Here is a 13,275-nt window from a genome sequence, read left to right on the forward strand (position 1 = left end):
AGGGGACTTCGGTGAAACAGGTCGTACAGAACTACAAGAGCGGCGAGCTGGCGGTGCTCGACGTGCCGGTGCCGGGCTGCAAGCCGGGCGGTGTGCTGGTCCGCAGCGCCTTCTCGCTGATCTCCACCGGCACCGAGATGATGAAGGTGTCCGAGGCCGGCATGTCGATGCTGGGCAAGGCCCGGTCCCGCCCCGACCAGGTGGCCAAGGTCATGCAGAGCGTGGCCACCAACGGGGTGCCCGCCACCTACCGCAAGGTGATGGGCAAGCTGGACTCCTACACGCCGCTCGGCTACTCGCTGTGCGGGGTGGTCGAGCAGGTCGGCGCCGGGATCGACGACGTGAAGGTCGGCGACCTCGTGGCCTGCGCCGGCAACGAGCACGCCCTGCACGCCGAGCTGAACTGGGTGCCGAAGAACCTCTACGCCCCGGTGCCGGACGGCCTCGCGCCGCGGCACGCGGCCTTCGGCACCGTCGGGTCGATCGCGATGCAGGGCGTCCGCCAGGGCGAACCGCAGCTCGGCGAGACAGCGCTGGTCATCGGCCTCGGCCTGATCGGGCAGCTGGTGGTGCAGCTCCTGGCCGCCTCGGGGGTCCGTGTCGTCGGCGCCGATCCCGACCCGGCGCGCTGCGAACTCGCCGAGCGCCTGGGCGCCGCGGCCGCCGGCGACCCCTCGTCCGCGGCCGTGGAAGCCGCCGTCGCCGAACTCACCGACGGTCACGGCGTCGACCAGGTGTACCTGGCCGCCGGCGGCGGCAGCAACCAGCCCGTCGAGCTGGCCGCCCGGCTGTGCCGGGACCGCGGCCGGGTGGTGGACATCGGCAAGTGCCGCCTGGACCTGCCGTGGAACGCGTACTACGAGAAGGAACTCGACGTCCGCTTCTCCCGCAGCTACGGCCCCGGGCGCTACGACCCGGAGTACGAACTCGAAGGCCGCGACTACCCCATCGGCTACGTCCGCTGGACCGAGCGCCGCAACCTGGCCTGCTTCCTCGATCTCATGGCCCGCGGGAAGGTCGACGTGGAGCCTCTGGTCTCCCACGTCGCCGACTTCGACGACGCCGTGGAGACGTACCGGCGGCTGAAGGACGGCGAGCTGAAGGCCGTGGCCGTGCTGTTCCGCTACCCCGAACCGACGGAAGGGGCGGCGGAAGCCAAGGCTCCGTCGGTGGCCGTGCCCGCGGTGAAGGCGAAGCCGAGCCCGGCCCGGGCGGCCAGGACGCCGGTACGTCTGGCGTTCGTGGGCGCGGGCAACTACGCGACGTCGATGCTGCTGCCGCACCTCGCCCGGCGCGAGGGCGTCGAGCTGGCGACCGTCGTCACCACGACGGCGCTGTCCGCGGCCAACGCGCAGCGCAAGTTCGGCTTCGCCGGGGCGACCACCGATCTCGACGGCGTGCTCGGCGACAAGTCCATCGACGCGGTGTTCGTCGTCACCCGGCACAGCACTCACGCCGACCTGACCCGCAAGGCCCTCCTGGCCGGCAAGACGGTGTTCGTGGAGAAGCCGCTGGCGCTCACCGAGGACGAGCTGGCCGGGGTGCTCGCGGCGGTCGAGGAGTCCGGCAACGACCGGTTGCAGGTCGGCTTCAACCGCCGCTTCGCCCCGCTGCTCCAGGAGGCCAGGAAGCGCTTCGGAGCCCGGACCGGTCCGGCGAACCTGCGCTACCTGGTCAACGCGGGCCGCCTCGACCACGGCAGCTGGTACCTCCAACAGGGCTCCGAGGGCTCGCGGTTCGTGGGCGAGGGCGGCCACTTCATCGACACGGCGAGCTGGCTGCTCGACGCCGACCCGGTCTCGGTCTACGCGACCGCCACCTCCGGCAACGAGGACCTCCAGGTCGTGCTGCGCTACCCGGACGGCTCCACCGCCACCATCAGCTACGTCACCACCGGCCCGTCCGGCTTCCCCAAGGAGACGCTGGACCTGGTCGCCGACGGTCGCGCGCTGCGGCTCGACGACTTCGTGCGGGCCTCGGTGTACGGCCGTGACAAGTGGGTCAGTTCACGGCTGCCCAAGGCCCGGGACAAGGGGCAGAACGCCGAACTGGCCGCGTTCGTCAAGGCGGTCCGCGGCGGCGGTCCGATGCCGGTGCCGCTGGAGTCGCTGGTCGCCACCACGGCGGCCACCCTCGCCGTGCAGGCCGGCCTGGCCGGCGGTGCGCCGGTGACCTTGGCGAGGGCGCGATGACCATGAGCGCGGGCTGGTACCTCCGGCGGCTGTCCCGGATGGGACCGCAGGAGGTCGCCGGCCGGCTGGGTGACACGGTGCGCAGACGACGGTGGCGGTCGGCGCCGCCCGCCTGCCCGAGCGTGACCGGCGCCCGGTTCACCGCGGTGCTGCCCGCCGGGACCATCGGCGCCGTACCCTCGGACGCCGCGAAGCGTCTCGTCGCCGAGGCGGACCGGCTGATGGACGGGCACGCCGAGTTCTTCGGCGTGGTCCGCGACGACCTGGCCGACCCGGACTGGTGGCGCGACCCCAAGACCGGGCGCCGGGCCCCCTCGGGCTACGCGTTCGACGTGCCGTACCGCAGTGAGGACGCGGTCGGGGACATCAAGCAGATCTGGGAGCCGTCCCGGCACCAGTACCTCACCCAGCTCGCCGCCGCCTACGCGATCACCGGGGACGAGCGGTACGCCGAGCGCGTCGCCGAGCATCTGCGGTCGTGGTGGGCGGCCAACCCGCCGCTGCAGGGCGTCCACTGGATCAGCGGCATCGAGCTGGGCATCCGGCTGCTGTCCTGGGTGTGGGTCCGCCGACTGCTCGACGGCTGGCCGGGCGCGGCCGGCCTGTTCGAGGACAACCCGGTGGCGGTGAACCAGATCTGGCACCACCAGCGCTGGCTGGCGGCCTTCCCCAGCCGGGGCTCCTCGGCGAACAACCACGTCATCGCCGAGACCGCCGGGCAGTTGGCGGCGGCCTGCGCGTTCGACTGGTTCCCCGCCTCGGCGCGCTGGCGGGACGACGCGCTGCGCTCGCTGGATCGGCACCTGCGCGGCAACACCTACGGCTCCGGCCTCAACCGCGAGCTGGCCACCGAGTACCACGGCCTCGTCCTGGAGCTCGGCCTGGCCGCGCTGGCCGAGGCCGACGCCGCCGGCGTACCGGTCCCGGCGACCCTCCGGCTGGTGCTGCTGCGCATGACCGACGCGCTCGCGGCCGTCGTGGACAACCGGCTCCGGCCGCCGCGCCAGGGGGACGCGGACGACGGGCACGGTCTGATCCTGGACGGCGTGGGCACCGACCGCTGGGGCTCACTGCTGGCCACCGGGGACGCCGTGTTCGGCCGGCTCGACTGGTGGCCGGAGGTGACCGGCACCGATGTGCGCACCCCGCTGCTGACAGCGCTCGTGAAACCCACGCAACCGTCCCTGACCCGTCCGGCGAGCCGGCCCGCCCACTTCGCCGACGCGGGGCTCACGATCCTGCGCGGCCCGGGCGAGATCTGGTGCCGCTGCGACGGCGGTCCGCACGGCTTCCTGTCCATCGCCGCGCACGCGCACGCGGACGCGCTGTCGGTGGAGGTCCGGCACGACGGGGTCGACGTGCTCGCCGACCCGGGCACGTACTGCTACCACGGGCAGCCCGAGTGGCGGCGGTACTTCCGGTCGACCCTCGGCCACAACACCCTCCGGCTGGACGGCGATGACCAGTCCGTCTCCGGCGGCCCGTTCCTGTGGACCCGGCAGGCCCGCAGCCGCGTCCTGGTCGCGGACACCTCCGACGAGCAGGGGGCCCGCTGGTGCGCCGAGCACGACGGTTACCGGCCCTCCGTGCACCGCCGCCGGGTGGAGCTGACGGCCGGGAGCCGGGAGCTGAGGGTGGTCGACGAGGTGCGCGGCCCGCACCGCAGTGTGCAGGTGGCGTTCCACCTCGGCCCGGCGATCACCGCGGACCTGGTGGGGAACCGGGCGGTGCTCACCTGGACCAGGGACGGCGAGGACCGCTCCGCGACGCTCGACCTGCCCGGGGAGCTGTCCTGGCGGGCCCATCGCGGGGAGACCGACCCGCCGCTGGGCTGGTACTCCGCCGGCTTCGGCCGCAAGGAACCCGCCACCACGCTGGTCGGCACCGGTGTCGCCGACGGCGTGGGGGACTTCACCACCGTACTCAGGTTCCACGGCTAGGGGGCTTTTGATGGATCTCCGTGCGGGAAGGAGCGCCCGCCACGTACCGGCCGCGGACCGTGCTCGGTCCCTGCCCGGCTCGAGCGGGGCCCAGAACCCGGGGGCGCGTGCGGGACGTCGCGACGCCGCGGAGATCCGTCGTGGACCGCTGGGGAGAGGACGGGCAAGGCGCGCCTGGCGGCAGTGGGCGTGGCCGGCGGCGGCGCTGGCCCTGCTGGCGGCGACCGGTTGCGAGAGCGGCACGACGGACGCGGCGCCGAAGCCGACCGCCGCGCCCTCCACGTCCGCCGCGCGTGTGTGCGCCACACCCCCGGCCGGGCCGGCGAAGGCGCCGGCGGGCGCGGTGACCGTCGACCCGGCGGTGCCCGGCGACCTGGCCGCGAAGACCGAGAGCAGCCCGGCGCACACCACCTTCTGGCTGCGGCCGGGCAAGCACACCCTCATGTCGGACCGCTACGACCAGGTGATCCCCAAGGAGGGGGACGTCTATCTGGGCGCGCCGGGCGCGGTGCTCGACGGCCGCAGGAGCAACCAGTACGCGTTCGGCGGCACCGCCCCTGACGTCACGATCCGCTACCTGACCGTGCAGGGGTTCGAGGCGCCCCGGGACGAGGGCGTGATCAACCACGACTCGGCCGACGGCTGGAGGATCGAGCACGCGCGGATCCAGAACAACTCCGGCGCCGGGCTGATGGCCGGCGCCCGCCAGCAGGTCCGCGCGAGCTGTCTGCGCGCCAACGGCCAGTACGGCATGAACGCGTACAAGGGCGGCGACGGTATCCGCGGCCTGGTGGTCGAGGGCAACGAGATCGTGGGCAACAACACGGACGACTGGGAGCGGAAGCGGCCGGCCTGCGGCTGCAGCGGAGGCGTCAAGTTCTGGGCCGTCGACGGCGCCGACATCCGCGGCAACTGGGTGCACGACAACCGCGGAACCGGGTTGTGGGCGGACACCAACAACAACGACTTCCTCATCGAGGACAACCTGATCGAGGACAACGACGGTGCCGCGCTGATCTACGAGATCAGCTACAACGCGATCATCCGGATGAACACGATCCGGCGGAACAACTGGGTCGAGGGTCGCGACAACGCCGCCGGCGGCGACACCTTCCCGTTCGCGACCGTCTACCTCTCCGAGTCCGGCGGCGAACCGCGGATCCGGGCCCGCACGGACAAGATCGACATCTACCGGAACGTGCTGGAGAACAACTGGTCCGGGATCACCCTGTGGGAGAACGCCGACCGGTTCTGCAACAGCCCGGCCAACACCTCGTCCGGTGACTGCACGTTGCTGGTGAAGAACACCGACCGCTGCGTGCAGCCGGCGATCGCCAAGGCACCGCTCTACTCCGACTGCCGGTGGAAGACCCAGCGGGTGGACATCCACGACAACCGCTTCGTACTGGACAAGTCCGTCGTCGACTGCACGGTGATGTGCGACCGGATGGCGGTGCTGTCCAACTACGGCACCTATCCGGACTGGTCGCCGTACCAGGGCGAGCGGGTGGCCCTGGCGATCACCAGCGAGCAGCACAACCGCTGGCACGACAACGTCTACGTCGGACCGTGGACCTTCGTCGTCCACGACGCGAGCCGGACGGTCGGCTTCAAGCAGTGGCGGCACGCGCCGTACCGGCAGGACGCGGGGAGCACCCTCCGCGCAGGGGGCGGTGGTTGAGATGGGCACGAACCACACGTCGAGGATCGTCGGGGTGGTCTGGGGGCTGCTCGTCCTCAACACCCTCGGCTCCACCGGGGCGCGGACCATCGTCCCACTGCCGCGCTCCCTCATCCAGATGGTCACGATGGGCTCGCTGGTCGCCGCGTTCGCGCTGGCGCTCGTGGTCAATCCCCGCGTGCGCATCCGGGCCAGCGCCTACGTGTTCCTGCTCACCCTGCTGCTGGTGCCGAGCCTGATCTCCAGCGTGGACCAGGGGGCCGGGTTCGGCGCGCTGTTCCGCTGCGCCCGGCTGGCGCTCTTCATCGGCACGCTCTGGCTGCTCAGCCGCTGGTGGGACGGCGGCACGACGTTCGTCCGGCACCACATCCGGATGTACTTCGCGGTGCTCGGGACGGTGGCCGCCGGCCTGGTCGTCTCACCGGGCACCGCCCTGTCCGGGGAATACGGCGGGCGGCTGGTCGGCGTGTTGTGGCCGCTCACCCCGCCGCAGATCGGACAGTACGCCGCGGTGATCATCGGGCTCACCGTGCTGCTGCTCATGGGCCGCCGGACGGACCGGACCAGCGCGGCGGTGGTCATCGTGCCCTCCCTCGCCCTGCTCGTGCTGACCCATACCCGGACGGCCACCCTCGGCCTGCTCGTCGGGCTGGTGCTGGCGATCGGTTCGCTCATCCTGACCAGCGCCGCCGCCCGCCGGTTCTTCACCTGGGCGGTGCTGTGCGCGACGGTGGCCGCGGTGGTGTTCAGCTCCGCGCTCCAGGCGTGGTTCCTGCGCGGGCAGAGCCAGGAGAACTTCGCCAGCCTCACCGGCCGGGCCAAGGTCTGGCACGCCCTGCTGGCGGCACCCCGGACGACCTCGCAGTACCTGTTCGGCATGGGCTTGGGCGACAAGTCGTTCGACGGGCTCCCGATCGACAACAGCTGGCTGGCCGTCTTCAACGAGCAGGGTGTGACCGGCATCGCCCTGGTGGCGGCGATCATCGTCGTGCTGGGCGGCGTCGCGCTGCTGCGGCCGCCGTCGCTGTCGAGGGCCTGCGCGATCTTCCTGATCAGCTACTGCGGGATCGCGTCGTACACCGAGGCCGGGCTGGGCGACGCCTCGCCCTATCTGCTGCATCTGGCCCTCGCCGCCTCGCTGCTGGCGACTCCTGCCGAAGCCGCTCCCCTTTCGACGCCCGTAGTCCCACGTCAACGCATCCCGCGATGGGCCCAGAGATCGGAGGTGAGCTGAGCATGCACGTCCTCGTGGTGCACAACCGCTACGCCTCGGCGCAGCCGAGCGGAGAGAACAAGGTCGTCGACCAGGAGGTGGCGCTGCTGCGCGGGGCCGGCCACCGGGTCGAGGTGTTCGAGCGGCGCAGCGACGACATCGCCGCCCGGTCCCTGCTGGGCAAGGTTGCGGTACCGCTGCTGGTGCCGTGGAACCCGGCGGTCCGCGCGGAGCTCGCCGCCCGGCTGCGCACCGAGCGGCCGGACGTGGTGCACGTCCACAACGTCTTCCCGCTCCTGTCGCCGGCGGTGCTGGCCGCCTGCGCCGACGCCGGTGTGCCCGCCGTCGCCACGCTGCACAACTACACCCAGGTCTGCCCGCCCGGCACGCTGCAGCGGGACGGGCGGCCGTGCACCGAGTGCGTCGGGTCGACGCCGCTGCCCGCCGTCCGGCACGGCTGCTACCGGAGCTCCCGGCTGGCGACGGTGCCGCTCGCGGTCAGCCTGTCGGTCAACCGGCGGCGGTGGTGGTCCGGCGTGGAGCGGTTCCTCTGCATCTCCGCGGCGCAGCGCGACGTCCTGGTGCGGGCCGGCTTGCCGGCCGAGCGGCTGGCGGTGAAGCACAACTTCGTGCCCGACCCGGACGACCGCCGAGAGGGTGACGGCGAGCATCTGCTCTACCTCGGCCGGCTCGCGGAGGCCAAGGGCGTGCGGCTGCTCATGGCCGCGTGGGACGAGGTCGCCGCCGGCGGCGGTGTGGGCGTGCCGCTCGTGATCGCCGGCACGGGGCCACTGGAGCCGGAGGTGACCGCCTGGGCGGCGGGCCGGGACGACGTGCGGTACGTCGGCCTGTACGACGCGGCGGAGTGCCGGAAGGCCGTCGCGCGGTCGGTCGCCGTGGTGGCGCCCTCGACGTGGCTGGAGGCGTTCGGCCTGGTGGTCGTGGAGGCGATGGCGGCCGGGGTCCCGGTCGTCGCCGCCGGTCACGGCGCCTTCGTCGAACTCGTCGAGGACGGCGTGACCGGGCTGCTGCACCGGCCGGGCGAGTCCGCCTCGCTCGCGTCCTGCATACGCCGGATCGCGGCCGGGCCGGACCGCAACCGGGAGATGGGCCGAGCGGCCAGGCGCCGATACGAGCAGGGCTTCAGCCCGGCCGTCGGCCTGGAGCGCCTGGTGGAGGAGTACCGCACCGCGATCGCGGGTCGGTCAGCACCGGCTCGGGGCGGGGACACCCGCGCGAGCAGGGGGGATGGAGACAGCAGATGACACGATGCCGACTCTGCGGCTCGGAGGCGATGGCGAGCGTCGTCGACCTCGGGGCGACGCCGCCATGTGAGAGCTTTCTCGCCGCGGACCAACTCGACCGGCCGGAACCGGCGTACCCGCTGCACCTGCGGGTCTGCACCGACTGCTGGCTGGCGCAGATCCCGCCGCTGATCACACCGGAGGAGACGTTCAAGGAGTACGCGTACTTCTCCTCGTACTCCACCTCCTGGGTGGAGCACGCGCGCACGTTCGTCGCCGACGCCGCACAGCGCCTCGGTCTCGGCACCGACGCCTTCGTGGTCGAGGTCGCCAGCAACGACGGGTACCTGCTGCGGCACGTGGTGGACCGGGGGATCCGCTGCCTCGGCATCGAGCCGTCGGTGAACGTCGGCGCCGCGGCGCGGGACGCGGGCGTGCCCACGCTCACGGAGTTCCTGAGCCCGGCGACCGGCTCGGCCGTCCGCGAAGAGCACGGCCCGGCGGACCTGGTCGTCGCCAACAACGTGTACGCGCACATCCCCGACGTCGTCGGGTTCACCCAGGGGCTGCGCGCCCTGGTCGCCGACGACGGCTGGGTCTCGATCGAGGTGCAGCACCTGCTGACCCTGATCGAGGAGAACCAGTACGACACGATCTACCACGAGCACTTCCAGTACTACACGGTCGCGGCCGCGATCCGGGCCCTGGCGAGCGGCGGACTCACGCTCGTGGACGTGGAGTTGCTGCCCACCCACGGCGGCTCCATCCGGCTGTGGGCCCGGCCGGCCGAGGTGGCCGGCGAGCCGACGCAGCGGGTGGCGGACGTGCTGGCCCGGGAGAAGGCCGCCGGGCTCCAGGAGCTGTCCGGGTACACCGAGTTCTCCGCCCGGGTGGCCAAGGTGCGCCGGGACCTCCTCAAGTTCCTCATCGAGGCGGCCGAGCGCGGTGAGACCGTCGTCGGTTACGGCGCTCCGGGCAAGGGCAACACCCTGCTCAACCACTGTGGCATCCGGCCCGACCTGCTGCCGTACACGGTCGACCGCAACCCCTACAAGCACGGCAGGTTCACCCCGGGCACCCGCATCCCGATCCTGCCGCCCGAGCAGATCGCCGCCGACAAGCCGGACTACGTCCTCGTCCTCCCGTGGAACCTGCGGGCCGAGCTGGTCGAGCAGCTGTCCTTCGTGCACGACTGGGGCGGCCGCCTGGTCTTCCCCATCCCGGAACTGAGCATTGTCGAGGTCAAGCGATGAAGGTCGTCCTGTTCTGCGGCGGTTACGGGATGCGGATGCGCAACGGTGCCGCCGACGACGTGCCCAAGCCGATGGCGATGGTCGGGCCGCGACCGCTGATCTGGCACGTGATGCGCTACTACGCGCACTTCGGGCACACGGAGTTCATCCTGTGCCTCGGCTACGGGGCTCACCACATCAAGGACTTCTTCCTCAACTACGAGGAGACGACGTCCAACGACTTCGTGCTGCGGGGCGGGCGGACCGAACTGCTGTCCACCGACATCTCGGACTGGACGATCACGTTCGCGCAGACCGGCATCGAGTCACCGATCGGGGAGCGGCTGCGCCGCGTGCGGCACCACCTGGACGGCGACGAGATGTTCCTCGCCAACTACGCCGACGTGCTCACCGACGCCCCGCTGCCGGAGATGATCGAGAAGTTCGCGCAGCGCGACGCCGGTGCGTCGATGATGGTGGTGCCGCCGCAGTCGTCGTTCCACTGCGTGGAGCTGGGCGAGGACGGCCTGGTGGGGGGTATCACCGCGGTGAGCGAACTGCCGCTGTGGGAGAACGGCGGGTACTTCGTGCTCCGCCAGGAGATCTTCGACCACATACCGGAGAACGGGGACCTGGTCGCCGACGGATGCGGCCAACTGGCCAAGCGGGGCCGCCTCGTGGCGCACCAGCACCGCGGGTTCTGGAAGCCGACCGACACCGTGAAGGAGCGGGCGGCGCTCGACGAGGCCTACGCCCGGGGCGACCGCCCCTGGGCCGTGTGGGAGCGGGACAGCGCGGGGGCGAGCGCGTGATCCGGCTCGGGGCCGGGCGCCCGGACCGGATCGTCGCGGTGGGCGCGCACTGCGACGACATCGCCATCGGCGCCGGCGGCTCGCTGCTGACGCTGTGCCTCGCGCGGCCGGGTCTCCGCGTCGACGCGCTGGTGCTCTCCGGCGGTGGCACCGAACGGGAGCAGGAGGAACGGGCCGCGCTCGCCGCCTTCTGCCCGGGCGCCGACCTGCGGCTGACCGTGCACAAGCTGCCGGACGGCCGGCTGCCCGTGCACTGGGACGAGGCCAAGGCCGCGGTCGAGGAACTGCGCGCGCAGACCGACCCGGACCTGATCCTGGCCCCGCGCACCGATGACGCGCACCAGGACCACCGCGGCCTGGCGCAGCTGATACCCACCGCCTTCCGCGACCACCTCGTGCTCGGCTACGAGATCGTCAAGTGGGACGGCGATCTCGGCCGTATGTCGGCGTACCAGCCGCTGTCGACGGAGATCGCCGAGGAGAAGGTACGGCTGCTGCAGGAGCACTACGCCTCGCAGCGCCACCGTCCCTGGTACGACCGGGAGGCCTTCCTGGGTCTTGCGCGGATCCGGGGCATCGAATGCCACGAGCGATACGCCGAGGCGTTCGCCGTCACCAAACTCACGCTCAGCCTGGGGGGTTGAACCATGCGCGTACTTCTGACCGGACACCAGGGATACCTGGGAACCGTCATGGCCCCGGTCCTCGCCGCCGCCGGACACGAGGTCGTCGGCCTCGACGCCGGCCTGTTCGCCGACTGCGTGCTGGGCCCGACGCCCGACGACCCGCAGGGGCACCGGGTGGACCTGCGCGACGTCACGGCCGAGCACGTGGCCGGCGTCGACGCCGTGATCCACCTGGCCGCGCTCTCCAACGACCCGCTGGGATCGCTGGCGCCGGAACTCACCTACGACATCAACCACCACGCCTCCGTACACCTGGCCCGGCTGGCCCGCGACGCCGGCGTGCGGCGCTTCCTGTACGCGTCGACCTGCTCGGTGTACGGCGCCGCCGGCGGCGAGGACCTGGTCGGCGAGGACGCCCCGCTGCGCCCGGTGACGCCGTACGCGGAGTCCAAGGTGCGGGTGGAGGACGATCTGCACGAGCTGGCCGACGGCGACTTCACCCCGGTGTTCATGCGCAACGCGACCGCCTTCGGCTACTCGCCCCGGCTCCGTGCCGACATCGTGCTGAACAACCTGGTCGGCCACGCGCTGCTGTCCGGCGAGGTGCTGGTGATGTCCGACGGCACCCCCTGGCGCCCCCTGGTGCACGCCGCCGACATCGCACGCGCCTTCACGGCCGCGCTGACCGCGCCGCGGGAAGCGGTGCACGACCGGGCGTTCAACATCGGCAGCGAGATCAACAACGTCACGGTCGCCGAGATCGCCGACCAGGTCGCCGAGGCGGTGCCCGGCTCCGAGGTGGTGATCACCGGGGAGACCGGCGCCGACCCGCGGTCGTACCGGGTGGACTTCTCCCGGTTCCGGGCCGCGATCCCCGGCTTCGACTGCGAGTGGACGGTGAAGCGCGGCGCGCTCGAACTCGCCGACGCCTACCGCGCACATGGGCTGACCCGGGAGGACTTCCAGCAGCGCTTCACCCGCCTCGCCGTGCTGCGCGCGGCGTCCGACGCCGGCGCCGTCGACGACACCCTGCGGTGGCGCCGGTGACCACGCAAGGAGAAGGAGGTGCCGGCGACGAGATGTACGCCCTGGTGGAGCGGCTGTACCCGCTCTGCCGGAGCATCACCGGCGACGGTGTGCGTGCCACCCTGGACATCGTCGGCGAGTACATCCCGCTGCAGGTGCACGAGGTGCCGACCGGGACCCAGGTGCTCGACTGGACGGTGCCGCAGGAGTGGAACATCCGGGACGCCTACATCGCCGGCCCGGACGGCAACCGGGTCGTCGACTTCGCCGCGTCCAGCCTGCATGTGCTCGGCTACAGCGTGCCGGTGGCGGCGACCATGCCGCTGACCGAGCTGCGCGAACACCTGCACACCCTGCCGGACCACCCGTCCTGGGTGCCGTACCGCACCAGCTACTACAAGCCGGACTGGGGGTTCTGCCTGGCCCAGGAGACCCTGGACGCGATGCCGGACGGCGAGTACGAGGTGTGCGTCGACTCCACCCTCGCCGACGGCCACCTCACCTACGCCGAGCACGTGGTCCCCGGTCGGGTCCCCGACGAGGTCATCGTCTCCTGCCACGTCTGCCACCCGTCGCTGGCCAACGACAACATGGCGGGCGTCGCGGTGGCGACGTTCCTGGCGCGGGAGCTGGCGCGGCAGACGCCGTACTACACCTACCGGTTCATCTTCGCGCCCGGCACCATCGGGGCGATCACCTGGCTGGCCCGCAACGCGGAAAGGGTCGAGCGGGTCAAGCACGGGCTGGTGCTGGCCTGCGCCGGCGACCCGGGCTCCTTGACCTACAAGCAGAGCAGGCGCGGCGACGCGGAGATCGACCGGGTGCTGCGGCACGTGCTGGCCGCCTCCGAACGCCCGCACCGGGTCACCGAGTTCACTCCGTACGGCTACGACGAGCGGCAGTTCTGCTCGCCCGGGTTCAACCTCGGCGTCGGCTCGCTCACCCGGACCCCGTACGCGGGCTACCCCGAGTACCACACCTCGGCCGACGACCTGGACTTCGTCTCCCCGGAGGCGATGGCGGACACGCTCGCCGTCTGCCGCGAGGCGTTCACCGTCCTCGACCGCAACCGGCGGTACCTCAACCTCAGCCCCTACGGCGAACCCCAGCTGGGCCGGCGCGGCTTGTACGACGCGCTCGGCGGCCGCAGCGACACCAAGCAGGCCCAGATGGCCATGCTCTGGGTGCTCAACCTCTCCGACGGCGAGCACAGTCTGCTGGACGTCGCCGAGCGGTCCGGGCTGCCGTTCGACACCGTCGCCGCCGCTGCCGACGCCCTGCACGGCGCCGGGCTGATCAAGGCGTGACG

10 protein-coding genes are annotated in these 13,275 nt (G+C 72.1%); all 10 read left to right on the forward strand.

The window, feature by feature from the left end; genetic code table 11:
• Positions 1-11: 11 nt before the first annotated feature.
• The 10 genes from OG852_RS13615 to OG852_RS13660 are packed head-to-tail and all read left to right on the forward strand — an operon-like array spanning position 12 to position 13,273.
• Positions 12-2,192, forward strand: a complete 2,181-nt coding sequence (locus OG852_RS13615) for a bi-domain-containing oxidoreductase (RefSeq protein WP_330348060.1) — start codon at positions 12-14, stop codon at positions 2,190-2,192.
• On the forward strand, positions 2,189-4,132 hold the full coding sequence (locus OG852_RS13620; RefSeq protein WP_330348061.1) for a heparinase II/III family protein: 1,944 nt from the start codon (positions 2,189-2,191) through the stop codon (positions 4,130-4,132). The genes OG852_RS13615 and OG852_RS13620 overlap by 4 nt, the downstream gene beginning before the upstream one ends.
• Positions 4,133-4,142: 10 nt before the next feature.
• Complete coding sequence (locus tag OG852_RS13625; protein WP_330348062.1) at positions 4,143-5,813, forward strand: right-handed parallel beta-helix repeat-containing protein; 1,671 nt, start codon at positions 4,143-4,145, stop codon at positions 5,811-5,813.
• A 1-nt stretch (position 5,814) separates the two neighbouring features.
• A complete protein-coding gene (locus tag OG852_RS13630; RefSeq protein ID WP_330348063.1) occupies positions 5,815-7,047 on the forward strand; it encodes an O-antigen ligase domain-containing protein in 1,233 nt (410 codons plus the stop codon).
• 2 nt (positions 7,048-7,049) lie between these two features.
• On the forward strand, positions 7,050-8,291 hold the full coding sequence (locus OG852_RS13635; RefSeq protein WP_133914108.1) for a glycosyltransferase: 1,242 nt from the start codon (positions 7,050-7,052) through the stop codon (positions 8,289-8,291).
• On the forward strand, positions 8,288-9,523 hold the full coding sequence (locus OG852_RS13640) for a class I SAM-dependent methyltransferase (protein ID WP_330348064.1): 1,236 nt from the start codon (positions 8,288-8,290) through the stop codon (positions 9,521-9,523). The genes OG852_RS13635 and OG852_RS13640 overlap by 4 nt, the downstream gene beginning before the upstream one ends.
• Complete coding sequence (locus OG852_RS13645) at positions 9,520-10,314, forward strand: glucose-1-phosphate cytidylyltransferase (RefSeq protein WP_133914106.1); 795 nt, start codon at positions 9,520-9,522, stop codon at positions 10,312-10,314. The genes OG852_RS13640 and OG852_RS13645 overlap by 4 nt, the downstream gene beginning before the upstream one ends.
• A complete protein-coding gene (locus OG852_RS13650; RefSeq protein WP_133914105.1) occupies positions 10,311-10,958 on the forward strand; it encodes a PIG-L deacetylase family protein in 648 nt (215 codons plus the stop codon). The genes OG852_RS13645 and OG852_RS13650 overlap by 4 nt, the downstream gene beginning before the upstream one ends.
• Before the next feature lie 3 nt (positions 10,959-10,961).
• The gene (locus OG852_RS13655; protein WP_133914104.1) at positions 10,962-11,987 is read left to right on the forward strand and encodes an NAD-dependent epimerase/dehydratase family protein; all 1,026 of its coding nucleotides are present in this window, start codon (positions 10,962-10,964) and stop codon (positions 11,985-11,987) included.
• Positions 11,975-13,273: a DUF4910 domain-containing protein gene (locus OG852_RS13660; RefSeq protein WP_330348065.1), complete on the forward strand. Its 1,299-nt coding sequence runs from the start codon at positions 11,975-11,977 to the stop codon at positions 13,271-13,273. Before OG852_RS13655 ends, OG852_RS13660 begins: the two co-directional genes overlap by 13 nt.
• Positions 13,274-13,275 lie beyond the last annotated feature (2 nt).

Source organism: Streptomyces sp. NBC_00582 (assembly GCF_036345155.1).
Taxonomy (GTDB): Bacteria; Actinomycetota; Actinomycetes; order Streptomycetales; family Streptomycetaceae; genus Streptomyces.